Origin of the sequence: Sphingobium phenoxybenzoativorans (genome assembly GCF_018286635.1) — a bacterium.
Lineage (GTDB): Bacteria > Pseudomonadota > Alphaproteobacteria > Sphingomonadales > Sphingomonadaceae > Sphingobium > Sphingobium phenoxybenzoativorans.
In genome coordinates this window covers 1,197,887-1,223,229 of record NZ_CP073910.1, presented here as the reverse complement: position 1 = coordinate 1,223,229, position 25,343 = coordinate 1,197,887, and the positions used below count along the sequence as shown (strand labels likewise).

At 62.3% G+C, this 25,343-nt stretch carries 22 protein-coding genes; 8 read left to right on the top strand and 14 right to left on the bottom strand.

All coding sequences use genetic code 11. The annotated features are described in order from the left end of the window. Nucleotides 1-119: 119 nt before the first annotated feature. Nucleotides 120-506 carry a carboxymuconolactone decarboxylase family protein gene (locus tag KFK14_RS05965; RefSeq protein ID WP_070151460.1) on the top strand — a complete coding sequence of 129 codons (387 nt, stop codon included), beginning with the start codon at nucleotides 120-122 and terminating at the stop codon, nucleotides 504-506. Between the two features lie 4 nt (nucleotides 507-510). On the opposite strand, the gene KFK14_RS05960 is transcribed toward KFK14_RS05965, so the two are convergent. From KFK14_RS05960 to KFK14_RS05940, 5 genes are all read right to left on the bottom strand, one after another. Beyond that, nucleotides 511-1,524, bottom strand: a complete 1,014-nt coding sequence (locus KFK14_RS05960; protein ID WP_212610219.1) for a LacI family DNA-binding transcriptional regulator — start codon at nucleotides 1,522-1,524, stop codon at nucleotides 511-513. A 146-nt stretch (nucleotides 1,525-1,670) separates the two neighbouring features. Beyond that, nucleotides 1,671-2,609 carry a DUF6282 family protein gene (locus tag KFK14_RS05955; protein ID WP_212610218.1) on the bottom strand — a complete coding sequence of 313 codons (939 nt, stop codon included), beginning with the start codon at nucleotides 2,607-2,609 and terminating at the stop codon, nucleotides 1,671-1,673. Nucleotides 2,610-2,645: 36 nt separating this feature from the next. Beyond that, nucleotides 2,646-3,422 carry an HpcH/HpaI aldolase family protein gene (locus KFK14_RS05950; protein ID WP_212610217.1) on the bottom strand — a complete coding sequence of 259 codons (777 nt, stop codon included), beginning with the start codon at nucleotides 3,420-3,422 and terminating at the stop codon, nucleotides 2,646-2,648. Nucleotides 3,423-3,464: 42 nt separating this feature from the next. Next, entirely contained in the window at nucleotides 3,465-4,370 is a 906-nt protein-coding gene (locus tag KFK14_RS05945; RefSeq protein WP_212610216.1) for a cupin domain-containing protein, read from the bottom strand. Nucleotides 4,371-4,460: 90 nt separating this feature from the next. After that, complete coding sequence (locus tag KFK14_RS05940; RefSeq protein ID WP_212610215.1) at nucleotides 4,461-7,406, bottom strand: TonB-dependent receptor plug domain-containing protein; 2,946 nt, start codon at nucleotides 7,404-7,406, stop codon at nucleotides 4,461-4,463. 615 nt (nucleotides 7,407-8,021) lie between these two features. Here KFK14_RS05940 and KFK14_RS05935 point away from each other — a divergent pair. Next, nucleotides 8,022-9,413 carry an MFS transporter gene (locus KFK14_RS05935; RefSeq protein ID WP_212610214.1) on the top strand — a complete coding sequence of 464 codons (1,392 nt, stop codon included), beginning with the start codon at nucleotides 8,022-8,024 and terminating at the stop codon, nucleotides 9,411-9,413. Nucleotides 9,414-9,475: 62 nt separating this feature from the next. Here KFK14_RS05935 and kce read toward each other — a convergent pair whose 3' ends face one another. After that, nucleotides 9,476-10,402, bottom strand: a complete 927-nt coding sequence (kce, locus tag KFK14_RS05930; RefSeq protein ID WP_070157137.1) for a 3,5-dioxohexanoate:acetyl-CoA acetone transferase — start codon at nucleotides 10,400-10,402, stop codon at nucleotides 9,476-9,478. A gap of 84 nt (nucleotides 10,403-10,486) precedes the next feature. Here kce and KFK14_RS05925 point away from each other — a divergent pair, with 84 nt between their 5' ends. Then, nucleotides 10,487-10,981 (top strand): PaaI family thioesterase, encoded by a 495-nt coding sequence (locus tag KFK14_RS05925; RefSeq protein ID WP_212610213.1) that lies wholly within the window; start codon nucleotides 10,487-10,489, stop codon nucleotides 10,979-10,981. Here the strand turns inward: KFK14_RS05925 and KFK14_RS05920 are convergent. The 5 genes from KFK14_RS05920 to KFK14_RS05900 form a co-directional block, all read right to left on the bottom strand. Beyond that, complete coding sequence (locus tag KFK14_RS05920; RefSeq protein WP_212610212.1) at nucleotides 10,969-11,769, bottom strand: amidohydrolase family protein; 801 nt, start codon at nucleotides 11,767-11,769, stop codon at nucleotides 10,969-10,971. The genes KFK14_RS05925 and KFK14_RS05920 overlap by 13 nt on opposite strands. Nucleotides 11,770-11,804: 35 nt before the next feature. Further along, complete coding sequence (locus tag KFK14_RS05915) at nucleotides 11,805-12,719, bottom strand: amidohydrolase family protein (RefSeq protein ID WP_212610211.1); 915 nt, start codon at nucleotides 12,717-12,719, stop codon at nucleotides 11,805-11,807. 21 nt (nucleotides 12,720-12,740) lie between these two features. Further along, complete coding sequence (locus tag KFK14_RS05910) at nucleotides 12,741-13,694, bottom strand: alpha/beta hydrolase (RefSeq protein WP_212610210.1); 954 nt, start codon at nucleotides 13,692-13,694, stop codon at nucleotides 12,741-12,743. Continuing rightward, entirely contained in the window at nucleotides 13,694-15,067 is a 1,374-nt protein-coding gene (locus KFK14_RS05905; RefSeq protein WP_212610209.1) for an MFS transporter, read from the bottom strand. The genes KFK14_RS05910 and KFK14_RS05905 overlap by 1 nt, the downstream gene beginning before the upstream one ends. A gap of 102 nt (nucleotides 15,068-15,169) precedes the next feature. Further along, nucleotides 15,170-15,946, bottom strand: a complete 777-nt coding sequence (locus KFK14_RS05900; RefSeq protein ID WP_212610208.1) for an SDR family NAD(P)-dependent oxidoreductase — start codon at nucleotides 15,944-15,946, stop codon at nucleotides 15,170-15,172. A gap of 417 nt (nucleotides 15,947-16,363) precedes the next feature. Here KFK14_RS05900 and KFK14_RS05895 point away from each other — a divergent pair, with 417 nt between their 5' ends. The 5 genes from KFK14_RS05895 (at nucleotide 16,364) to KFK14_RS05875 (ending at nucleotide 20,963) form a co-directional block, all read left to right on the top strand. Further along, nucleotides 16,364-16,909, top strand: a complete 546-nt coding sequence (locus KFK14_RS05895; protein ID WP_212610207.1) for a carboxymuconolactone decarboxylase family protein — start codon at nucleotides 16,364-16,366, stop codon at nucleotides 16,907-16,909. Nucleotides 16,910-17,050: 141 nt separating this feature from the next. Continuing rightward, the gene (locus tag KFK14_RS05890) at nucleotides 17,051-18,439 is read left to right on the top strand and encodes an MmgE/PrpD family protein (RefSeq protein ID WP_212610206.1); all 1,389 of its coding nucleotides are present in this window, start codon (nucleotides 17,051-17,053) and stop codon (nucleotides 18,437-18,439) included. Next, entirely contained in the window at nucleotides 18,432-19,229 is a 798-nt protein-coding gene (locus KFK14_RS05885) for an SDR family NAD(P)-dependent oxidoreductase (RefSeq protein ID WP_212610205.1), read from the top strand. The genes KFK14_RS05890 and KFK14_RS05885 overlap by 8 nt, the downstream gene beginning before the upstream one ends. A gap of 16 nt (nucleotides 19,230-19,245) precedes the next feature. Next, the gene (locus KFK14_RS05880) at nucleotides 19,246-20,139 is read left to right on the top strand and encodes an NAD(P)-dependent oxidoreductase (protein ID WP_343227793.1); all 894 of its coding nucleotides are present in this window, start codon (nucleotides 19,246-19,248) and stop codon (nucleotides 20,137-20,139) included. Nucleotides 20,140-20,156: 17 nt separating this feature from the next. Beyond that, the gene (locus KFK14_RS05875) at nucleotides 20,157-20,963 is read left to right on the top strand and encodes an N-acyl homoserine lactonase family protein (RefSeq protein ID WP_246524910.1); all 807 of its coding nucleotides are present in this window, start codon (nucleotides 20,157-20,159) and stop codon (nucleotides 20,961-20,963) included. Between the two features lie 12 nt (nucleotides 20,964-20,975). Here KFK14_RS05875 and KFK14_RS05870 read toward each other — a convergent pair whose 3' ends face one another. From KFK14_RS05870 to KFK14_RS05860, 3 genes are all read right to left on the bottom strand, one after another. Continuing rightward, the gene (locus tag KFK14_RS05870) at nucleotides 20,976-22,007 is read right to left on the bottom strand and encodes an ABC transporter substrate-binding protein (RefSeq protein WP_212610203.1); all 1,032 of its coding nucleotides are present in this window, start codon (nucleotides 22,005-22,007) and stop codon (nucleotides 20,976-20,978) included. A 31-nt stretch (nucleotides 22,008-22,038) separates the two neighbouring features. Further along, complete coding sequence (locus KFK14_RS05865; RefSeq protein ID WP_212610202.1) at nucleotides 22,039-24,594, bottom strand: TonB-dependent receptor domain-containing protein; 2,556 nt, start codon at nucleotides 24,592-24,594, stop codon at nucleotides 22,039-22,041. Beyond that, nucleotides 24,585-25,339 (bottom strand): IS5 family transposase gene (locus KFK14_RS05860; RefSeq protein WP_425516635.1). Its coding sequence is split into 2 segments (ribosomal slippage): nucleotides 24,585-24,995 and nucleotides 24,998-25,339, totalling 753 coding nucleotides; the frame shifts between segments, so codons are not numbered across the junction. The genes KFK14_RS05865 and KFK14_RS05860 overlap by 10 nt, the downstream gene beginning before the upstream one ends. Nucleotides 25,340-25,343: the final 4 nt, after the last annotated feature.

Genomic DNA, 25,343 nt, shown 5'->3' with positions numbered 1-25,343 from the left:
ATTTTTACATCTAAGCTCTGATTTTTGCTGTTGTTACCGGTATCGCATCCGGGTAGGCATTCGGCAATCCCAAACCGGCGGCCGGCCTGCCGCCTTTATGGATCAATGGAGGATGCAGCATGTCGAGTGAAGAATATGATCGCGGTCTGGCGTTGCGCAAGGAAGTGCTGGGCGCGGATTATGTCGCCAAATCCTTCGCCAATGCCGATGATTTCAGCCGACCGATGCAGGAGCTGTCGACCGAATATTGCTGGGGCAAGATCTGGTGCCGCGAGGGTCTGTCCCGCCGCGACCGCAGCCTGCTGAACATCGGGATGATCAGCGCGCTCAACCGGCCGCATGAATTGAAGCTGCATGTGAAGGCGGCGCTGACCAACGGCCTGTCGCGCGATGAAATTCGCGAAGCCTTGCTCCAGGTCGCCATATATTGCGGCGTGCCCGCGGGTCTCGATTCCACCCGGATCGCGCGGGAAGCGTTCGCGGAGGTCGATCAGGCCGGCGCGTAGGCCGTCAGGAACTGGCGCGCTGGACGATCTCGAAACCCAGATCGACTGTAGTCACCGGCATGGTGCGCTCCTCGATCCTGTCCAGGATCATTTGCGCACTGCGCCGGCCGATCTCGTAACGCGGCAGGCGCAGGGACGTCAGCGCCGGGCTGACATGTCGCATCAGGTCCAGATCGTCGAAGCTGGCGATCGCCAGCCTGTCAGGAACCGCCCATCCGCGCCGGTCGCACTCAAACAGCGCGCCTACGGCCAGCACGTCCCCTGCGCAAAACAGGGCGTCAGCGTCGGGAATGTTCGCGTCGATGAAGGAGATGGCTTCCGTACCCCCTCCAAAGCCGCGCGATACAGCAACCGACAGCTTGGTGTCCTGCTTCTGGCCAATCTCGGCCAGCGCGTCCAGGAAACCCAATTGGCGCTGCGACGCCCTGGGATTTGCGGCCAGCCCGGCAAAGACGATACGCTTATACCCAAGGCGCGCCAGATGCAGCGTCATCGCCTTCGCCGCAGCCCGGTTGGAATAGCTCACCACCATATCGACCGGATCCACCGGAAAGTCGCCATTCTCCACGACCGGCGTGTCGGACGCCTTCAGCATCCTGACGGCATTGGCGGAATGGTTGGTCGAATGCAGGATAAGCCCGCCGACGCGCTGCGCGAGGAAAGCCGCGATGACGCGCTCCTCATCTTCGGGATCGTCGGAACTTTCGGCAACCATGAGGTGGTAGCCAAGCGGCCGCAGCACGTCGGAAATGCCCTTGACCGTCTGGGAGAAAATCGAGTTTTCCAGGCTTGGCAGAACCAGCCCGATGACATTTGACCGCCGCGACGACAGGCTGCGCGCCAGATGATTGTGGACGTAGCCCAGGTCCTGAACCGCTTCCAGCACCCGATTGCGCAGCACTTCGTTCACGGTCTCCGGCCGGTTCAGGGCGCGGGAAACCGTCATGCGCGAAACCTGCGCACGTTCGGCAACGTCCCGCATTCGGATCGTACCGTTGGGCTTCTTGGATACCGGCAAATCGCTCCCCCGTCTCTGCACTGACACATGCCATCGCGGAGGCGAACAGGCTCCGGCTGATCGAAGCGTGCTACCGTAACTTGACTGGGCGTTCCATTACAATGTGACCGCGCGCACGCGCCCGGCCCACCGATCGGCCGATTATATCAGTCGTCCAGGCCGAGCAATTGCAGCGCATTGGTCGAGATCATCTTGCGGATGTCCTCATCGGAATAGCCCAGGGCTATGCAGTTGCGGATAACGCCGCGGAATCCCGGCACCGGCCGGTCATTGCCGACCTGGCCCAGATCGGACGCAAGGATGGTGCGATCCACCGTTCCGGCCTTGATCAGCGCGTCCAGATCTTCCGGCGGGAACATCGCTTTCTCGCGGCCGATCATCTGGATGAACATGCACAGCGAATGTTCGATATAGGCGCCCATCGTCACGAGCTGGCGGATTTCGTCCAGCGACGCGCCGATGATGAAGGTCGGATGATTGACCAGAAGCCGCTTCACGCCCCGCTTCTTCGCCTCCTCGAACACGGGGAAGATTTCGGAAATGTGGAGATGCCCGCCCGACAGGATCACATCATGCTCGGCAATGATGTCGAGTATTTCCTTCACTTCGTCCTTCAGATTGCCGTTGGCGTCCAGCGGCGTCAGCGGATCGGGCGGCAGCAGCGGCTTGATCGTATGCGGGAAACCCTTCTTCCGCTTCTGATCCGCCTCGACATGGTTCTTTGACGCGAAAGTCGGCATCCAGACGAGCTTCGCGCCAAGGGCAATGCCATGATCGACGGCATATTTGTTGAATCCGCCGGTCGTATTGTTCAGCGGCACGCCGGAAAATAGCTGGACCTTCAGATGCCCGTGCGACCGGTTCAGCAATTCGGTGATCGGCGTCGCGGAATAATAATGATCCTTGATGAGCATGGCGCGGAAACCGGCGTCGGCGGCATCCTTCAACGCCTCGATATGATCGAGCGAGCGCGGCATGACGGAGGGGCCGCTATGACAATGCATGTCGACCGCGCCGACCAGCAGGCGCGACACCCGCTCCTCCAACGCCTCATCTGCGGTGTCATGATCCAATGTAACAGCCATAATCGCCTCTCGCTTTCCGGTGGCCTTCGCCGCCGCTTACAGTCCCAGCGCGCTCCGGGTATCCGTCATCAATTTGCGCGCCGCATGCGCGAACAAGGTTGTGTCCGCGCTGATCATCACGAAGGAATAGCCCGCTTCCCGGCATCGAACGGCCTCATCGGGCGTCTGCACCGCCGTCCCGCAGGGTACGCCCTTCGCTTTCGCCGCCGCCAGCACCTTGGCCTCCAGAGTGCGCAGGGTTGGATGTGAACCGGGTAACCCGGAACTCAGCGCCAGATCGCCGAAGCCGATGAAGACGGCATTGAGCGCGGGCGCTTCCAATATCCCGTCAATCTGCTCCAGCGCGGCCATATCCTCGATCTGCACGCCCCGCATGGTGTGGTTTCTACCCCGCTCCAGATATTCCGCGGCGGTGTCGAGGCCCCAACGGGCGGCGCGGGAGGTATAGCCCATGCCGCGCGACCCTAGCGGCGGGAACGCCATCGCGGCGGTCGCCTCCGCAGCGATAGCCGGGGTTTCCACGCGCGGGACGAGCAGACCGTCAATCCCGCCGTCGAGCAGCCGCTGAACCGCGCTTCCGCTCCTGTCGGGCAGCCGGGCCAGCGTATACATGCCAACCGACTGCGCCGTCGCGATCGCCTGATAGGCGGTCTGGAAGCTGTGCGGCGCATGCTCCATATCGACCACGGCAAAGTCGAAACCGACATGTCCCAGAAGCTCCACCGTTTCCAGCGAAGCTATCTTCGCCCAGGTGCCGACCAGAAACGCATCCTTTTCGCCAAGGCGCTCGATAAAACTGGGTTTGCGATCCAAACTATCCTCCTGATGCGATCCGCCGCGCGTGGTTATTGACCGCTATTGCGGCGGCATCGGATATTCGCTGTCATTGAGCACCCAACCCGGCTTCAGCGAGAAGTCGACACGCGGCGGCGCAAAAATATCCACCAACTGGCTTTCGTCCGGCGAGTGCCAGGTCGAGGTATGGATGACCTGCGCCGGGATGACGGTAACCGACGGCGATTGAACCTCGGTATGCTCGTCATCATGCCACTTGTTCATGTCGACGGCCCAGGGCCAGCGCATATGGTGCTGCCATATGCCCTCAAGCGCCAGCGAGCATTGCTCGAAATCGTCATGATGATGGGGCGACACCTTGGTCAGGTCGCGCGGCCCCTTCTGCTTGTTCGGGATGTTGACCATGATCGTGGTGCAGCGCCAGATCCTGCCGAACCGCCCCGGTTCCGCTGGCACATCAAGCGAATAATGCCGGATCTTATAGCCTCCCGGCGGCTGCGGCCACGGCTGGAACGCCGGGATATTGGCATGCTGCGCGGCATAGGCTTCGGCATTGGGGCATTTGGCGACGAGATCGGGCGACTGCGCCGAAAATATCCGCACGATCCGTCCACCCTTTTCCAGAGTCAGGCGGCCATCCCCCGGCGGCATGATGAACAGCGCATAGCCGTCGCTTTGCGCCTCCTGGCCGCCAGCGCTGGCGTTTGCGGGCGTATCGGCGTCGGGCAGCAGGGCCATATATTCATCGGCCTGCCCCAACCGCTCAAATGTCGCGCCGGGCAGGGCCTCGCTATAGGCGATGATGAAATTCTGACCGCGGACATACCAGGTCTTGCCATTGGCGTCGTCCTCGACGGGCGGATCGCGATAGAACAACCCATATTCCGCATCATAAAGCTGATCGACCGGCGCGGCCGAGGCTGCCTTGCCAGCAAGCGTCGAACGAAGATCTGCCTTGTCGTACATTCATCCACTCCCATGCGGCGCCGGGCGCCGTCACATGCCATCGGGAGTGACGATGTTCGCCACTCCCCACAGCATCTCACACCGGTCGGCTTACCACCGCGTTCGCACGCCAACCTTGAAGAACCGGCCGATCGGATCGAAGTGCAGCGGGTTTCCGATCAGGCGCAACTGGCCGGGCGGGTCCTTATCGAACACATTGTTGATCGTACCGAACATCTCAAAGGACTCGTTGACTTTAATAGTGCCTGTGATGTCGAGATAGAACCGCGCGGCGATATGATTTTCGCTTATGCTGTTCGGATCATTGATATCATATCCATCCTGCTCCGGCCCGATCTTTGTGGGGTCCAGCAGCGCGCGCGGGATATAGCGGCCGTGGAAGGTCATCGACCAGCTTGGCCGGGCATAGGTGACGACACCGTCCAGCTTCCAGCGCGGCACGCCCTGGATATTGGTGACTGAACCTGCGTTGCCGGTCCAGTTATCCAGTTGCGTGACGACGCCGGTTGCGTCGGTCGTCGACAGGTCGAGGACATAATTTCCGTTCACCTGGAAATTCAGATCCCCGCCCAGCGCCGGGATGCGGAAATCCGACACCAGCTCAAACCCTTCGGCATGCAGTTTGCTCAGATTCTGGAAGTTCGAGAAAACCGTATTGATCGATCCGTTGGGATTGAACTGGATCAGGTTGCACAACAGGTTTTTCTGCTTGCAGGCGTTGGCGATCGCAGTGCCCGTCAGGGAGTCGATCGCGCCGTCGACCTTGATGTCATAATAGTCGATCGACATGTTGAAGTTGCGCAGGAAGGATGGCCGGAACACGACACCCGCCGTGAACGTGTCGCCCTTTTCCAGATTCAGTCCGGGATTGCCGCCGGTGACGACGAACTGGCTGGACGTGCCGCCGACAAAGGGATCGGGCAGCGGCAACTGGATCGTTGTCGCATTGGGGCTGGATTCCCTGGCCGAAGGCGCACGGATGTCGCGCGACCGCGTTACGCGGAAGGTGATGTCCTCAACCGGCGTATAGACAGCGCCCAGCTTCCATGTGGTTGCGTTCCCGAAGGGATTATAATGGGTCTGCCGGACAGCGCCGTCGACGTCGAGCGACCGGCCGATCGGGGAGTCCTTCAACAGGGGGACAGCCACTTCGACATAGCCTTCGACCACGGAGGTTTTGGTGAACGGCAGGGCGGAACCATTGGCGGCGATGAAGCGGCCGGCCAATGTGTTGGCGTCGGCGTCTCCGACCGCCGTGTCGCGACGCCATTCCGCGCCTACCGCCATCTTCACTTCGCCCGCCCAGGTCGAGAAGGGCGATCCGCGCAGGTTGACGGCCGCGGCGTGCTGCTCGAACTTCCGGGTCTGCCATTCGGGCACGATATACCGGTCTATCGCCGCCTGGCTGATATTCCCGAACCCAAACAGGTTGATCGGGATACAGCCATTGGTCGGATTGGTCAGGGTCGTGCGGCAGATCGGGGTGCCGGGCGCAATACCTGCGAGACCGGCGGGCGCAGACACCACATCCAAGGCGCTATTCCATTCCGCCAGCCGGTTATTGTCGTCGCTCACCCGGCTCGTCACGCGGCCATAGGTATAATAGGCGTCCCAGTCCCATGTATCGAACAGGTCGCCCTTAAGCGCGAAAGCGCCGCGATAGGTGTTGACCGTGCTCTTGGCCTTGGCGAGGCTGCCAAGCGCCCAGCTTGACGAATTGACGATCAAATGCGTGATCGCCGGGTCCGACGCTAGCACCGAGGCGCGGGTAGCGTCGGAAACATAAGGATTGTTGATGTTGATCGCGACGTTGGCGTCCAGCGGGGCCGAACGCGCTGTGGGACCACCGACCACCTTGGAATACATGAATTCCACCGACGCAGTAATCGCATCCGTCAGTTCATAGTCGGCATGCGCCATACTGGAAAAATGCTTGGTCGGCACCATTAGCGGCAGCGGGCTGAGGCCGAGCGCGTAAGGCTGCGTCGGATCAGCGCCCTGCTGAAGAATGCCGCTCAAATAATTGCCGAACTGATAGGGCACAAGATTGCCCGCTGAATCAAACTGCTTTCCGCGCAGCGCGTTGGGCAGTGAGGTGGCGCCGGTGTTCAGGACCTGCTGGCCCAGGGTGATCGTTCCCCCTGTACCGTTGGGTTTCCGGGCACCAACTACAATGCCGTTTTCATTGTAGACAAAAGAGGTGCCGTCCAGGACCAGCGTCGCGGGAAGGCCGTTCGTGCTCCTGCGGGTGGTCGTATTATATCCCGGATTGGGGACATAATTCACATATCTCTTACACCATCCGCGCTCCTCGCACGGTCCGATGCCGCCTTCTTCGGCATATTCGACGCCGGCGATGATATGGCCCCGCCCGCCTGCAAAATCGGTGCCGCCCGCCAGGCCCAGGAAAAGGCTGGTCGCGTCGCCGCGCTGGCTGATGCCATAGCTGGCATTCCCCTTGATGCCGTTGAGCTTGGTATCGAGGATCAGGTTGACCACGCCGGACACGGCGTTCGCGCCATAGGCGGCGGATGCGCCGCCCGTCACCACTTCGGTCCGCTGGACCATCATGGACGGCACGCCGTTGATGTCGATCGTGCCGTCATCGCTGCTGGGGACAAAGCGGCGGCCGTCGACCAGCGTCAGGGTGCGCGTCGCGCCAAGACCGCGAAGATCGAGCGTACGTGCGCCGATATTGCCGGAAATGCGGAAAAAGGTCGACGCGGGCGTATTGATCGGCCGGAATGACGGGATCTGGTTCAGGGCATCCGCCACATTGTCGATGGCGAGTTGCTTGAGACGCTCGTCGCCCACCACATTGACCGGCGTCGGCGCGTCATACCCCTTGCGGCCGACGCGGGAGCCGGTGACGACGATATCGCCCCCTTCATCGGCCGCGCCAGCCGACGCCTGCGCGGCAGCGGGCGCCGAAGCCCCCGGATTTTCCTGGGCCGACGCCGGAGACTGCGCCACGATGGCGGCCAATGTCAGCGCGAAGGCCGAGCTGCGGCTTAGCAATGCACCCTGCAAATTCATTTCACCCCTCCTCATTCTTTTCTCCTGCCAAACCGTTTCATCAACAGTGGCAGATTTTGTGGTACCGGTAACTCAGAGTGCAGCAACTGTCAAACGGGCCTTGGATCTGGTCTCTCATATGGAATGACAATCTCAGCATCGCGACATGCAATATGCGATGCTACGCACATATCGGGCCGTTCCAGACCGCGATGTTGCTATATTCACTATGCAAAGGGGGATTGGAACCTGCGCAGATCATATCAAATTGACATAAGCTAGAACCAGATCGTTTGCTGAAATGCCCGTGCTGGCAGCGTTTTTGGCAAGCGCCTTTCGACATCGGGCAATTCCGCTCTCCGCGAAACAGACCGAAAAGCGTGATAGTTTAAAGGAAGCCTGGCCGCTGCCATGCCTCGCACCAGCCGTCAACATCCTTCCTCCGCCAACCCGCCGCGATGTCGCCGTCATGCCATGGATCGCCCCTCTCCTTCCCTCGGTCGCACAATCGAAAGAATTTGAGACCGGTATCATTGCGCCGCTGCATGCAGGCAGCTAAGAAATTCCGACATGCCGGATCGGAAGCATGGTTTCGCGCCCTGCGACGGTACCGGCCAAAAGGAGAGGATCGCATAGATGGACAGCGTCACCGCTCGAAATGATGGGGCGGCTGCAAGCCCGCTGGAACTGCGGGTGGGCGACACGCTCGACACTCTCCGCACTTTCCGGGTCAGCATATTGGCGCCCTTGCTCATGGGCCTGATCATGCTGTTCGATTCTTGGGACAGCATAGCCATCGCCTATGTGATGCCGTCCCTGTCAAAGGAATGGGGCCTGCATCCCGCGATGATGGGCGCGCTGATCTCGTCGGGCTATATCGGCCAGTTCATGGGGGCGGTTCTGCTTGGCTCCCTGGCCGAACGCTATGGCCGCATGCCTGTCTTTATCAGCTCCGTGGTGGTCATGGCCGTGCTGGCGCTCGCCTGCACCGTCGCGCCGGGACCGGAAGCGCTGCTCGTGATACGCTTCATTCAGGGGCTGGCGATCGGCGGCGCGCTTCCAGTATCCATCACCTATATCAACGAACTTGCGCCGACGCTCACCCGTGGCCGTTATTTCATGATATTCCAATGGCTGTGCATGAGCGGATATGCCGCGGCGTCGCTGTCCAGCACGGTCATCATACCGACATTGGGGTGGCGCTGGCTGATCGGCCTGGGCGGCATCCCGCTGCTGCTGCTTCCTATCGTCATGCTCACTCTGCCGGAATCGCCGCGCTGGCTGGCCCGCACCGGCCGCTCGGCGCGCGTACCGGGCGCGCTCGCCAAGCTGGGCGGAAAGCTGCCGCCTGAAGATGCCGCGCATGCCAACGCACAGCCCCAGAATATCGCCGCGCCGCAGGCGCAGGAGCCTGCCCGCATTCCGATCTCGGCCCTGTTCGCGTCCAGGCAGCGCCGGTCGACGATCATCCTGATGAGCATCTGGTTCACAGTGGCTTTCACCAATTTCGGACTGACGACCTGGGCGCCGTCCATCTTCGTCACGGTCTATAACATCCCGCTCGCGGATGCCCTGCGTTACGCGGCGCTCACGCCCATCCTGTTCCTGATCGCGACCCCGTTCATCGGCGCGACGATGGACAAATTCGGCAGGCGTCCCTACGCCATCACGGGTTGCCTGGCCGCTGGTTCTGCGCTGGTGCTGCTGGCGCTATTCCGTTTCGACACGCCTGTCCTCGTCGCGCTGGTCGTGATCGGCACGCTGGGAAGCTCGCTCAGCTCCTTCATCCAGTGGCCTTATACGGCGGAGAGCTATCCCACCCATTTGCGCGCTGTTGGCATGGGTGTCTGCAGCTCCATGGCGCGGGCGGCGTCCATGCTGACGCCATTGTTCGTCGGCGTGATCCTCAACACCGGCGCGGCGATCGCACTCGTCTACAGCGCCTTTGCCGCCTTTGCGTTCGGCGCTGCGTCCCTGTGGATTTTCGCCACGCAGGAAACCGCCCGGCGCAAGCTGGAGACAATCTGAAACGACAAAAAAGGGGCCGCGCCGATATCGGCGCGGCCCCTTTTTTGCGTCTGTCCGCCTTTTCAAAGGTTGATATTATCCCGCCCCTTCAGTCCCAGCATCTGCCGCGCTTCGGCGGGCGTGGCGACTTCCAGGCCCAGTTCATCGAGTATCCGCCGAATCTTCAGCACCTGATCGGCATTGCTCTGCGCAAGCTGCCCCTTGGAGATGAACAGGCTGTCCTCCAGGCCGACGCGCACGCTCGATCCCATCAATGCGCCCATCGTGCATACATTCATCTGGTGCCGCCCCGCGCCGAACAGCGACCAGATATAATCCTTGCCGAACAGCCGGTCGGCGGTCTGGCGCATGAAATATACGCTGTCCGCATCCGCGCTCATGCCGCCGGTGACGCCAAGCACTGACTGGATCAGGAAAGGCGGCTTCAACAGCCCCTTGTCCGCAAAGAAGGCGATATTGTGGAGGTGGCCGATCTCATAACATTCCATCTCGAACCGGGTCCCGCCCGGTCCCAATGTCCTGATGATATGCCCGATATCCTTGAACGTATTCTTAGCGATCAGGTCCTCCGTCGCCTCCAGGAAGGGCTTTTCCCAATCATATTTGAAGTCGTACCGGCTCGCGAGTTCGGACAGGTTGATGTTCATGCAGCCCATGTTGAGCGAGCATAGCTCAGGACTGACCTGAACCGCCGCCCGCAGCCTTTCCTCCAGCGTCATGCCGGGACCGCCGCCAGTGCTGATATTGATCACGGCATCGGTTTCCGCATGAAGCTGCGGCAGGAATTGCATGAACACGTCAGCGGAAGGCGTCGGGCGGCCATTTTCGGGGTCGCGCGCATGCAAATGCAGGATCGCCGCGCCAGCCTTATAAGCCGCAATGCCTTCTTCCGCGATCTTGGCCGGCTCCACGGGCAGGAACGCCGACATGGTTGGCGTGTGCATGCTTCCCGTCAGCGCACAACTGATGATCACCTTGCCCTTCATCATTATATTTGCCTTTCCATCATCCTATCTGTAGCGTTTGAGTTACCGGTATCATCATGCCGCAGCAAGCGATAATAGAGGATTTCCTTGGACATTTTCCCTCAATCGGACGCCGATAAAGGCTCGGATTCCAACGGCCTTGCCCCTGCCGGCTGGCGCGTCAAGGAAGGGGCGGACATCGACCCGTTCCAGCGGCTCAACGGCCCCTTCTATATCGCCGATCCGTTCACGCCCGACGCGATGGAAGCGATGCGCCTGGGCTTTCGCGTCGGACCGCAGAATTGCAGTTATTCCGGCTATGCGCATGGCGGCTGGCTGTCCTCCATCCTTGACGTCTCGCTCGGCCAGAATGTGCAGGCCGGTTGCGGCGTGTCCCATGCGCCGACCATTTCCCTCACCGTCGACTTCATGCGCGCGGCTCAGCCCGGCGACTGGCTGGAATCGCGGGTTCGCCTGCTTCGGGTGACGCGATCCATGGCCTTTTGCGACGGCGTTCTGGTCGGCCCGGACGGCAATGTCGCCCGCGCCAACGGCGTTTTCAAATTGCCGTCCCAACGTCCCGCACCCGATCAGCCGAAATAGAAATCATAGGCGTTGAGATGAATGGCGGCGCGTATCTCCGCGTCGGGCAGCCAATAGGATAGCTGGTCCAGCGTCTCCTTGTGCGTCACTGTCCCTTCCGCGCCCACGAACGGCGCGTCGCTGCCCCAGAACAGCCTTTCCGCACCCAGCCGTTCGACATAGGCCTGCGCAAACATCCGGGGAATATTCTGGTCCGGCCGCCGGAAACCGCCCGACAATTTGATCCACGCCGCGCCATCCTGACCGGCCGCCACCGCCGCAAGGAAGCCGGGACATTCAAGCCCCTTTTCCGGGTCCGGCCAGCCGAAATGGTCGATGACGATCTTCACGCCGCTCGGCCGCAATGCGTCCAGCACGGGCGCAAGCCGGAACGGCTCGATATTGACATGAACATGCATGTCCAGATCGCGCAGGCGGTAAAATAGCCGCGTATAGCCGTCCGAACTGAAGTCCGGCAGATCGGTGTGGAACAGTTGCAGCCTGATCCCCACCACCCCGTCGCGGCGCATGGCTTCCAGCTCATACATGCCGATGTCGGGATCGACGATCACGGTGCCGCGCAACCGCTTATGCTCGCGCAGGGCGCGGATCACATAATCATTATAGGTGCCGAACAGGCTGGCGGCGGCGATCACGGCAAAGCCCACCCCGCTCGCATCCAGCGTCTCCAGATAGGTTTCCACGGCGTAGCCATAGTCCGGCCGCTTCCACGCCTTGCTCCAGAAGGGCATGGACTCGCCCCAGATATGGGCGTGGGTATCGACCTGCAGCATGTCCGTCATACGCATCCTCTATTCATCTGGCCCTGTTCATCCAGCGCTGTTTATCGGGCATAGAGCCTGTCCGCCGTGCCGTAGAGAAAGGCCCTGCGTTCGTCGGCATTCAGTTCCGCGGCCGCCTGGCGCGCCAACTGCGCCTTGTCCGCATAGGGCCATTCGCTCTGCCCCAGATCGGACCCCCACATCAGCCGGTCCGCGCCGAACGCATCGGCCAGCCGCCGGATGAACCGAGACGGCTCGGCCCTCTGGTCGGCGAGGCGCTCCATGTTGATCTCTGTGAACTTGAAGCTGACATTGGGCAGCTTCTCGAACATGGCGATCGTCTCGGCTATGCCGAAATCGGGCGGCGGCGGCATGCTGCTGTCCAGCCCCGCCGCATCGTAACGCGCCTTTTCGGGATTTGAGAGGGTGTGCGGCGTCCCGATATGATCGACGATGATCGGCAGCGACGGCAGATATTCCGCAATGAATTTCAGCGCCGGAAGCGCCCAGGACAAATGCCGGCGAAAGAAGATGATTGCGACCGGCGTGCCCAGGTCCGCCGCCGTCCGCCAGCATTCCATCGCCTCCGGCGAATTCATCCAGGCCGTATCGAAAAATTCGAAATGCGTCTGGGCCAGGCGCAGTCCGCGCACGCCGTGGTTCAGCGCCATGTCGCGATATTTGGCGGGCGTTTCCGGGTCCTGCGCGTCCAGGATGACCACAGGTACGAAGCGATCCGGATATTTCTTCCCGGAATCGATGATATAGCTGTTGTCATAGCCATAGACGTGACCGCGCTGGACAATGCAGGCCTTGCCCACGCCATTCGCGTCCATCTGATCGATCAGCCATTCGGCCGTCGCGCTGTACGTCATCTGCGTCACATGCGTCGTGCCGCGCAGCGGGGAAGCCGGATAGGCGGTATAGTCATCTGCGATCAGATGGGCGTGGGTATCGAAAATCACATCATCAGCCATAATCACCATCTTTCCAGCGCTTCAGGCGAACAGCCTGTGGCGCAATTCTCCTACAATCTGCGCCAATGCCTGCTCCGCGGCGCCGACCTTCTCCGCCCACATCAGGAAGCCGTGGATCTGGTCGCGATACTGGATGTGAAGGACCGGCACGCCCGCCCGCGCCAGCCGCTCGGCATAGGCATTGCCTTCCGCATAGAGCGGATCGAACCCGCAGGTCAGGACCAGCGCGGGCGCGAGGGCATCCATCCTTTCGGCGCGCAGCGGGGAGACTCGCCAATCGGCCGCGTCGGCTCCGTTCCGGTAGGCGCTTTTGAACCAGCGCATCACGTCAGCGGTCAGGCCGAATCCTTCGGCGTTGCGCGCGTAGGATTCCCCTTCTTCCAGCAAGTCCGTGACTGGGTAGATCAATATTTGCGCTTTTAGCGAGATGCCTTCGTCGCGCGCCATAAGCGCACAGGCCGCGGCCAGATTCCCGCCCGCTGAATCCCCTGCAATCGCGATACGCCCGCCATTGATAGCAAGCATATCCGCATGGCCGTGAAGGTGGCGAAGCACCGCCATGCAATCGTCCAGGCCCGCTGGATAGGGATGCTCCGGGGCCAGCCTGAAGTCCACCGAAACGACGGCGATCCCAAGCAACTGCGCCAAGGATGCGCAAAACCATGCCCCATAGGCGAAGTCGCCCAACATCCAGCCGCCGCCATGTATGTAAAGCAGGGCTGGCAGGGCGGCTTCCCCGGCCTCTCCCAGAGGACGGTAGATACGCACGGGAACGCTCCCGCCCGGCCCGGCAATATCGCAATCATGCTCCCGCACAGGCGGCGGCGCTTTCCCCAGGACCGCCAGCGAAGCGCACACCGCCTCACGCGCCTGCGCAACGCTCAACTGATTGAGCGGCGGCCTGCCGCTCGCTTCGATCAGGTCGAGTACGGCCCGCGCATCGCTATCCAGCTTGTCCTGGAGGGACGCTTTCATCAGATCGCATCCAGCCGCATGCGGGCCGTCTCACGGGTGGAGGTGGCCCAGAGGATAAACGCGCCCGCAGCGCACAGTCCGAAAATCCCGAACACGATGCCCACCGATGCCCCACTGCCCAGGATCGCGCCGACCACAACCGGCGTCAGCGTGGACGCCCCCCGCGCCAACGAGCTGCTGAGGCCGAGCGCGATGGCGCGGACATGGGTGGGATAGGTCTCCGCCGTATAGGGCCACAGCACGATCGACCCGGTGAAGATCGAAAGCTGACCCGCGATCACCAGAGGCACCAGGATCGTTGCATCCTTGGGCAAGGTGAAGCCCAGCGTCAGCAGGGCGATGGCGGCGATCAGCGACCCGCCAATGCCGAGCGGACGGCGGCCGACCACATCAAGGACCAGCGCAATCGTCGGTGCCAGGATCAGGAACAGCATGCTTGCCGTCGCCGAATAGCGCAGCGCCGTGGCGACCGGGATGTGAAAGACCGACACATAGATGGACGGCAGCCAGGTCGTCAGCCCGAAGCTGGCGAAGGAGGTGAAGAACCACAGGAGCATGACGATGGTCGTGCGCCGGCGGAACTCCGGCGCGAACAGTGTGGTCGCGGGCAATTGGGGCGGGCGTTTTACCGCTGGCCCCTGCACATGGAACTCCGCCGGATCGGCCGCAGCATGTCCGAACTTGCGGAGCGCCTTGGCCGTATCCTCCGCGCGGCCGCTCCGCGCCAGCCAGCGCGGCGATTCCGGCAGGAGCATCACCACCACCGGCAGGAACAGCAATGGCGCCGCGCCTATGGCGAACAGCCAGCGCCATCCGAAATTCGGGATGATGAACATGCTGGAGAAGGATGCGGCGGCATAGCCCGCCATGGTGATGAACTGGAATATGCCGAAATAGCGGCCCCGCGTCGCGGAAGGAGCGATCTCGTTGATATAGGTGATCGACACCGGCAACGCGCCGCCAATCGCCACGCCCTGCACGACGCGCAGGACAAAGAGCGTGTTGTAGCTGGGCGCGATGGCGCAAAGAATGGCCAGCAGCCCCATCCATATAACGGCCGCCAGAAACACCGGCATGCGCCCGAAGCGCTCGGCCAGTGAGCCAAGGAAGATCGCGCCTACAAATTGCCCGGCATATCCTGCCGAAATCAGGCTGCCTGCGGCGACCGGGGCCAAATTCCATTCCTTGGCCAGCGACGGCATGACATAGGCGATGGCGATGCTGTCCCAGGAATCGAACAGCATGATGAAGCCCAGCAACAGCGGCGGCACAATCTTCAGGCGCGCCGATGTGATGCTGTCCAGCGCCGCGCCGACCGCCACTTCCGCGCTTGAACTGGCCGTTGCCGGACCGCTTGGAGCACCACCGCTCATCTCTTTTCCTCCGGCGTCATCGCCCTGTCTGTTCGACCCGCCATGTCATGGCGCGCCATCATCTTGCCGCCCGCCCGGCGATCCCGTCCGCCTGCCTGTGGATCACGCCGCAATCACGCCTCCATCGATCGAAATGATCGCCCCGGTGACATAGGAGGACGCCTGAGACGCCAGCCATACGACCGCGCCCGCCATTTCCTCAGGCTGGGCCGCCCGGCCCATGGGCACCGTTGACGGCGGTATGTCGGCCGCCTGCTTCCGCCGCGCGCGCATCGTGTCCAGCAAGGGAGTCTGGACCGGGCCTGGGGCGATTGCATTGACGCGGATATTGTGCGGCGCGAGTTCGATCGCAGCGGATTTGGTAAGGCCCGCCACCGCATGCTTGCTGGCCGAATAGGCGCCGACAAAGGCAAGCCCCGAAATCGCGGCCGTGGACGCCAGGTTGATGATGGAGCCGCCCTCCCCCCCTTTGAGCATCACGGGTATCTGATATTTCATGCCCAGCCACGCGCCGCGCACATTGATCGCGAACAGATTGTCGAAATCGCTGGCGTTCAGGTCCTGAATGGCGCTCGCCGGTCCCGGAATCCCCGCATTGTTCATGGCGATGTCGATCCCGCCCATCACCGTCTCCGCTGTGGCGACCAGCGCGGCGACGCTGCCCTCATCCCGCACGTCCACGGCGACATAATGGACCGCCTGCCCGGTGGATGCCGCAATTTCCGAGGCCAGCGCTTCGCCCTTTGCCTGATCAAGCCCGGACATGACGAGACTTGCGCCAGCCGCGGCGATGGACCGGGCGCAGGCCAGCCCGATGCCGCTGTCGCAACCCACGATCAGGGCCTTGCGGCCGTGAAGGGAAAAAGAACCGTCGGACATCGCCTATACCTCGCGCGTGGACGGCGCGTCAGGACGGCGCGTCCGCATTTTTCCGAAGGATGAAGGCTGCTTCCCGGCGCGCATGGCTTGCCGCGCGCCTGCGCTATCCCGCCATCCGGCGGGATTGGCCATCGGAAAGCCGACGGCGCCTGATTGCAGACCTGCTTCCATCATCCTCTCTATATCGGCCTTTTTGATACCGGTATCACACCGTAATGCTTCAAAGCCGGAACCTACCTACCGGAGCCATCAGCAGTTTCAGCATAACAATTTCCAATAGCACGTACGCAGCTTTGCTGGTGCTTCAATGCCCGTGAGGGCGCTAAAGGCGGGTTTCAGCCGACTGCACCAACATCGTCGGCGCGCAGAGAAACCGTGGACCCATGGCAACAGCCAGAGAGACACACAGGAGATGATGTGCCACGCATTCCATATCCCGCCCCCGAAACCCTGTCGGATCTGAAACGCGAAATCCTGTCAGGCGCTTTCGGCAGGGTGCTGAATATCTCGCGGATGGTCATGCACACGCCTGACCCGTTCTGGGCGCCGCAACGCGCTCTCGGCCGGGCCGCGATTTTCGATGTCACGATTGAACCCCGCCTACGGGAATTGATCATCCTTCGCGTCGCCTACCTGTCGCAGTCCGACTATGAGATTTATCATCATGAGAGCATCGCCGCAGGTCTCGGCGTTACGGAAGAAGAACAGAATGCGCTGAAAACCGGCGATTTCTCGGTCTTTCCGGATGACGAGAAAAGCCTTTGCACCTTCGTCAGCGAACTGGTCGTCCATGTTTCGCCATCGGACGAAACGCTGGAGGCGATGCGGCAGCGCTTCAGCCTGCCGACCATCTTCGAAATGATGATCATCGCCTGCATCTACATGATGCTGGCGCGCGTCGCCGCCGTCAGCGGCGTGGAAATTGAGGATGAGGCGGTAACATCCTGGAACCTGCCAAGTTGATCGCCGCCGGCCCTTGCGGACGCCCGGCGCTGCCCATGCAGGCCCAACGCTTCACAAACTAAGCACTTGTGCGGGACGGAAACGCATCGTATTCATTTCTTGATACCGGTAACTAAAATATGATCTGGAGGGGCCTGAAGATTGACTGGGGCATCGCAAAAACTGTCTGATTGGGTAAGGAATCTACGCTTTGACGATCTGCCCGAAGATGTTGTGACCGCGACCAGATTGCGGGTTCTCGATGTTATCGGCCTGTCGATCGCGGGCGGGCAGCGTCCATTCGGCCGTTCCGTGCGTCAATCCGCCTCCAGCCTGTATCCCGGAAACGACGCCCGCCTGTGGGGCACGAACGGCGCGGCGAGCATGCTCGGCGCTGCGTTCGTCAACGGCGCGCTGTCACAGGCGCTGGAATTTGACGACACCCACAATGAATCCATCGTGCATATGAGCAGTCCGGCCGTCGCGGCGGCGCTTGCGCTGGGCGATCGCCTGGACGCCAGCGGCAGGGATGCAATCCTGGCCGTCGCCATCGGCAATGAGATTAGCTGCCGGGTGGGCAGCCTCGCCCCCGGCCAGTTCCACAAGCGGGGCTTTCACCCATCGGGCCTGTTCGCGCCCTTCGGCGTCAGTTGGCTGGCATCGAAGATGCTGGGCCTCGACGAACGGCAGATGATCTGCGCGGCGGGCATCACCGGCAGCTTCGCCGCCGGGCTTATCCAGTGCTGGGTCGATGGCACCCACTCCAAATTTCTCCACCCCGGCTGGGCGGCGCAAAGCGGCATAGCCGCCGCGACGATGGCGGGATCGGGCGTCACCGGGCCTTTGGAAGTGCTGGAGGGCCGCTTCGGCCTCTACGCCTCTCATCTGCAGGACAGCAATGTCACGCCCGACTGGAACCGGCTGACCGACGGCCTGGGCGATACATGGGAAAGCCGGAACGCATCGTTCAAGCCCTTTCCCGCCGCGCACGTCATCCATCCCTATATCAGCGCCCTGCTCCGGCTGCGCGAGCGCCACGGCCTGCTGCCCGAACATATCCGCAAGATCCGCTGCGATGTCGCGCCCTATATCGTCGGCATCGTCTGCGAACCGCAGAGCGAGAAGTTGCGCCCGCTGACCGACTCCCACGGCCGGGTCAGCCTGCAATATACGCTGGCCGAAGCGCTGGTCCGCGGCAAACTTGGCAAGCAAGGCTATCAGGCGGACGCCCTGCGCGATGAGACCATCCTCGGCCTGGCGCAGCGCGTCGAATATCGCGTGGACCCGTCGCTGCCCGGCCCGGAGCAATTCAAGGGAGTGGTCGCGGTGGAACTGACCGATGGCACGATAGTGGAGGAAATAGAGGAGCATAATCGGGGTTCATTCCAAAACCCGATGACCACGCAGGAAATCGTCGCCAAATTCACGGAGAATGTTGACGGAACGCTTTCCGGTGAACAGGCGGCAAGCATCGTCGACGCCGCTCTCTCCCTTGACCGGCTCGATAGCATCGCGCATCTGACCGGCCTGACGGTGACGGATCATGACTGACGTCCGGAGCCTTGCCGGCCGCAACGCGCTCATTACCGGATCTGTCGGCGGATTGGGGCTGGCCATGGCGCGGAAGCTGGCGTCGGCCGGGGCAAACATCGTCCTCCACGGCCTGGACGACCCCGAAATGATCAAACCTCTTGGCCAGGCGATTGAGGATGAGTTCGGCGTGCGCGCCGCCTATTGCCGCGCAGACCTGCGGGAGCCGTCCGCCGTCCGCGCCATGGTGCAATATAGCGGCGAAACCATTGGCCCCGTCCACATCCTGATAAACAACGCCGTCGTCCGCCATTTCGCCTGCATTGAGGATTTCCCGATCGAAAGATGGAATGAGGCGCTGGCGGTCAACGTCACTGCCGCCTTTCTCGCCACGCAAATGGTCCTGCCGGGCATGCGGGACGCCCAATATGGCCGCATATTCAACATGACGTCCGTCTATGGCTATCGCGGGACGGTCAACCGCGTGGATTATGTCACTACGAAAACCGCGATTCAGGGGCTGACCAGGGCCATTGCGCTGGAAACGGCGGGCGGGCCGGTCACATGCCACGCCCTGATGCCCGGCTCGGTCCTGACCCCCTTATGGTCCGACCGGCTCGACCAGATGATGACGGAGGAGGGCCTGACCCGGCCGGAGGCGGAGGTCCGCTTTCTCGACGGCAAGCAACCCAGCGGCCGCTTCGTCGATACGGACAGCGTGGCGGATGTGCTGATGCTGCTGTGCGGCCCGGCCGGCACGGATATGAACGGAGCCATTCTGCCTATAGAAGGCGGATGGCTGGCGCGCTGAAAAAGCGAACTTTCAAATGGAGCATTTGATGGAAGAAAGCCGGAAATTGGGATTCATCGGCCTGGGCAGCATGGGAAGCGCCATGGCGCCGCATCTGGTCAAGGCGGGCCATGCCGTGGTCGCCTGCGACATCAATGAAGCGGCGCGCGCGGATTTCGCGGCGGCGGGCGGATCGGCCGTGGAAAGCGTGATAGAGGTCGGCAACCGGTCCGACATCATCTTCACCAGCCTCCCCTCCCCGCAGATCGTCCGCGATGTCGCCGCGCAGCTTGCCGATACGCAGGCGCGGATCGTCGTTGACCTGTCCACCATCGGATCGCGCGCCTCGATCGATGCGGGCAACCTGCTCGCCGCTGGCGGCAAGGCGTTTGCCGATGCGCCCGTCAGTGGCGGCCGGGCCGGGGCGCTGAACGCGAAGCTGACGCTCATGCTCGCCGCCGCCCCGGAAATCCGCGACGAGGTTGCGCCTCTGCTGGCGCTGTTCGGCAAGGTCATCACCGTTGGCGACAAGCCGGGCCAGGCGCAGACGATGAAGCTCGTCAACAACATCATGTCCGTCGTTGCGCTCGCCGCCACTTCGGAGGGCATGGCCATGGGCGTGAAGGCGGGCCTCGATCCGAAAGTGATGCTGGACGTGCTCAACGCCTCCAGCGGCCAGAATAGCGCCACCAAGGATAAATTCCCGCGCGCCGTGGTCACACGCACCTTCGACTTCGGCTTTGCGACCGGCCTTTCGCTCAAGGACGTCCGGCTCTGCCTTGAGGAGGCCGAGGCTCTGGGCGTGCCGATGATGCTGGGCAACCTGTCCAAGACGATGCTCAACATCACCGCCGCCCAGTTCGGCCCCGAAGCCGACTTCACCATGATGGCGCGGGTTGTGGAACAATGGGCCGGCGTTGAAATAGGCTGAACAGGCGCAGGGCGGCCATGGGAGTTGCACCGTTGGAAGATTGCTACGAAGTTTACGCCGTCCAGTACGGCCATCATGACCGGAACGCTTCGGCCAATTTCGTCGGCGGCGATCCGCACGACCGCCCCATGCCGCTCGATTATTTCGTCTGGGCCATTGTCGGGCCTGACCGGACCTATGTGCTCGACACCGGGTTCGATGCCGCTATGGGCGCGAAACGGAACCGGCAGTTGGTGCGCCCGGTCAACGAGGGTCTAAAAACCATCGGCATCGACGCCGCCACCGTCAGCGACGTCATCATCTCCCACATGCATTTCGATCATGCGGGCAATCACGCCATGTTCCCGCAGGCCCGCTACCATCTGCAGGACGCGGAAATGGGTTACTGCACTGGCCGCTGCATGTGCCACCCCAGCCTCAGCCACGCCTATGAACTGGGCGACGTCCAGGCGATGGTCGGCCGCCTGTTCGACGGCAGGCTCCAGTTTCACGATGGCGACAGCCAACTTGCGCCAGGGCTGACGCTGCATCGGGTCGGCGGCCACACACGCGGGCTTCAGGTGGTGCGCGTCAAGACCAGGCGGGGCTGGGTCGTGCTCGGTTCCGACGCGGCCCACCTCTACGCCAATTTTGAGGAGGCGCGCCCCTTCCCGTCCTTCGACAGCATGACCGACATGCTGTTCGGCTTTGACAGGATGCGGGAACTCGCCAGTTCAGAAAATCACATCATTCCGGGCCATGACCCGCTGGTGCTCACGCGCTACCCGCTCGTCCGCGCCGATGCGGCGGGCGTGGTGAGACTGGATGTCGATCCGGTCCTCTGAAGCACCCCATTTCTAGCGATCCTGCATCGCTTCCTTCAGGATGCTGTCATCGATCAGCGGCGCCAGCGCACTGCGCTCACGGGGCGTGCGCCCCTGCGCGGCGGCAAGCCATTTCTCCTCCTCGACCATGACGTCGAGCAGGTCGCCGGGCAGGCTGCAGGGGAAGCGGTGATGGACCCATGAGGCGCGGATCAGGTCGAGGTCATGGCCGCTCCTTTCGGCCAGCATCGCCTGCATCTCTCCCGGCGTTTCCCGCGCGGCGCGGCAGCCGGAGATCAGTTCGCGGACAAAGGCGACGACCCGCTTGCGCTTCACCGGGTCGGCGAGCGTCGAAGCGCGGGCGTTGAGATTATAGATTTCCCGGTAGACGGGCGGATGGAAGCTGACGCCATTGTCGCCAAGCGCGATGGCCGCCCGTTCCGATTCCGGCTCCCATGTCGCCAGCGCATCGACCTCACCCGCAATCACCGCATTGGCTCCCGCGCTGGCGGTCAGCGGGACGATGGTCACATCGGCTTCGGTCAGGCCCGCCTTCTGCAATATCTTGTGCAGATAGAAGGCGGCGGAGGTGTTTGCGAACACCGCGATCCGCTTGCCTTTCAGATCCTCAAAAGATGCAATGCCGGACGAACGGCGAGCGATAACGCGATATAACCCCTCCGTCACGGTCAGGATGATGCGGACATCGGGGTAGCGCAGCGACATGCGCAGGACCTGGGTCTCTGCATTGCCCGCCAGATCGGCAAGGCCGTTATTGGCCGGGGGCGGGCTTCCCGCCGCATGCCCCCGCACCGATCCGCCCAGTTGCGGGTCCGGCGCATTCCAAAGATTTGGGACACCGCCGCTCGCCGTGACGACGGCGCCGGGGCCGGCTTGTTTGGCCGCCCATAGCAGCGGGCCAAATTCAAGGACCGAACTATGCCCAAACACCGCCAGAGGGGATGGCGGTGGCGGCGGTGTATCGGCAGGCGATGTCCCAGGCGCGCACCCGAAAAGCCCCAGGGCGGCAATGCCCGTTAGTGCAGCCGCCCTGATACCCATCATCTTTCTCCTGAAACGCTGCGTCTTTTACAACTTAGTACCGGACCCGGATGCCGCCGCGATAGGCTCTGCCGACCAGATCATAATAGGTGCCGTCGAAGGAGGGGAAAGGCGGATCGGTGTTGAGCACATTGTCCACCGTCGCGAACAATTCGATCTTCCGGTCCTTCTCCTGGTCGCTGAACAGAGAGACCTTGCCGCCCAGGTTGAAATATACCCGGCTGGGAATGTGGTTGATGTTCACGCTGGTCGCGGTTCCGGGCACCGCGTCGGCCGCCACCTTGCCGCCGTTGATATAGCGGGCCTGCAGGTTGACACCGTAATTGTCGGTTTCATAGGCCAGCGTCGCATTGACCGTCAGGTCGACGACGCCCGTCGGCGCACTGTTGATCGGCGTCGGATTCTCGCCCGACCGGTCGACCGCCCCGGTGGCGTCGGTCAGCGTGAAGTCCCACACATAGGTCGCCAGAACGCGGGCGCTCAGATTTCCGGTCCACAGCGGCATGCGATAGGACAGCTCGAAGTCGATACCGCTGGTCTGGAACCGGTTCAGGTTCAGATAGGGCGTGGACATTTCCGTGATGACGCCCGCCGGGTTCGGCCGGGTGATCAGGGCGCAGCGGTCGGCATTGCCCGCGATACAGGCGTCGAGGATGACCTGCGCTTGCGACGTGCTGATCACGCCATCAATGTCGATGTCGTAATAGTCGGCGGAAAATTGCAGGCCGGGCGCCCAGGCTGGCTGATAGACCAGACCCGCGGTCAGCGAATTGGCGACCTCCGGCCGCAGGTTGAGGTTCCCGGCGGAGACTGTGCGCACGGTATAGGCGGAGCTGGTCACTGGATCGAGCACGCGGGCGTTGGTGTTACGGCTTGGTTCGAACAGTTCGGTCAGGTTGGGCGCGCGCACATCCCTTGAGCGTGTGGCCCGCAGTCGCAACTCATCGTTCAGCGACCAGTTCACGCCCGCCTTCCATGTCCATACGCTGCCCGACAGGCCATATTTTGCGTAGCGCGCCGCCGCATTGACATCCAGATGCTGGAATATGCCGGCATCGCGGGCCAACGGCGCAAGCACCTCGACATAGCCTTCCGTGACGTCGAAAGCGCCGTCGACGAAGGATGAGTTGACGCTGGAGAAGGCGCGTGCTGCCTCTAATGGGCTGGGCACCGACCGCAGCGTTTCCCGGCGATATTCAGCGCCGGTCGCGATCGAAACCGGTCCTGCCCAGGTGGAGAATGGCTCGGCCTGAAGGTTTCCGGCCAGCACCCTCTGGGTCGTTTTCTGCCTCTGGAGGGACAGGCCGGTGATATAGGCTTTCGCGGCGTCGGTCGGATTGTCCGTGCCGAAGATATTATAGGGCACGCACCCCGCGGCGGCCTGCCGCACCTGCGCATTGGTGCTTAGCAGATCGCGGCACACCGGCACGGAAATGCCGTTCTGGGTGATTGTCGTCACGTCGATGGCCCGCCGCCAATTCGCCTCCAGCCGCTGGCCGACAACGCCGCGGACATAGCGGTTTTGCCCATATTGGGCATAGACGTCCCACTTGATGTCGCCGAATTTCCCTTCAGCGCCCACCACGCCGCGCAGCGTCTCATTCATCTTGCTGACGAGCTGTTGCAGATTGTCCGTGCCGAAATGGCCGAACTGGAAGGATGTCAGTGCGGGCGTGCCCGCCGGGCGGGTGGCGTTGTAATTGGCGATCGCGGCCCGCGTTTCGGCCGGGATGAAGGGGTTGTCCGTCCGCACGACAATGGATGTGAAGGCGCTGGTGCTCGGCGCGGCGGACCCGAAATTGCGGGTGCCGACATTCCGTATCGTCCAGTCGACTTTCGAATAATTGCCTTCCGCGAACAGGGTCGTGTCGCCCGTTTCATAGCGGACCCGGCCCATCGTCACGATGCGCTCATGCGGCTGCTTGATGTTGACGCCGGTCCAGGAACTGATGCCGTAATTGTCGCCGCCAATCTGGTCGTCGCCCCATACCTGCCCGAAATTGAACTGATAGGGCGTCCCGCTTGGCGTATAGGCCGTGCCGCGCAGTGGACCGGTGGTGATCAGGCCATCGGGCGTCAGCGAGGAATAATGGACATTCTTCGACCAAATTCTGGCCGGGAGCCCGTTTGTGGCGAAGTTCGGGTTGGAGACAAACCACCATTCCTCACGGCCCCAGTCGCGATTATAATTGTCGCCGACGCCCTTATCCTTGGAATATTCGCCGCCCAGCAGGATGTGGCCCGCGCCATCGGCGAATTTCAGCCCCCCGCCCAGGGACAGCTTCATGTTGAAGCCATCGCCTTCTTCGGAAATACCGGCCTGCGCCTGGCCATCTATACCCTCGAAATCCCGTTTCAGGATGACGTTGACCACACCGGCCACAGCGTCCGAACCCCAGGCGGCGGATGCGCCGCCGGTCACGACCTCGCTCCGCTCGACCATGAATGTCGGGATCATGTTCAGATCGACCGTCCCGACGTTCGACGTCGGCACGAAGCGGCGTCCGTCCACCAGGACAAGCGTCCGGTTCGCGCCCAGGCCGCGAAGATCGGCGAAATAGCCGCTATTAGGGTCCGGACTCACAACCACCAGATGACGGCGGCGGCGAGGGCGATGGCACTCATGAAGTTTTTGACGTTTCGGTCGAAGCGGGTGGCGATGCGCCGCCAGTCCTTCAGGCGGCAGAACATGCGCTCGATGACATTGCGCTGCTTGTAGATGGCCTTGTCGTAGTCGTACTGGATTTTGCGGTTCTTGCGGGGTGGGATGACGGCCTCGGTGCCGCGCTCGTCGAGCCACTCGCGCAGGGCCTGGCTGTCATAGCCCTTGTCGGCGACGAGTTTGGCCGAAGGCGGCATCGCCTCGATGCAGCGCTTGGCGACCTTGCAATCGTGGACGTTCCCGGGCGTCAGGATCAGGACGACGGGACGGCCTTTCGCGTCGCAGACGGCATGGAGCTTGGTGTTGCGCCCGCCTTTGGTGAAGCCGATACCATGAGCCAAGGCCCCCCTTTTCCGCCGCCCGCGCAGCGGTGGACTTTGATGCAACTGCTGTCGATGAACAGCCGGTCCGGCGCATCTTCGGCCCCTGCGAGCGCGCTGAAGATGCCTTCCCAAATGCCGCGCTCGGACCAGCGGACGAAACGGTTGTAGAGTGTTTTCTTCGGCCCGTAGACATCGGCGCAGTCCGCCCAGCGACCGCCACAGCGCAGCGCATGGACGATCCCGCTCAGCACCCGGCGATCATCGACACGCTTCTTGCCTCGCACATCCGTCGGCAAAAGCGGCGCAATCCGCTCCCATTGCGCGTCGGAAAACCAAAAGAAATCGGACATCTCA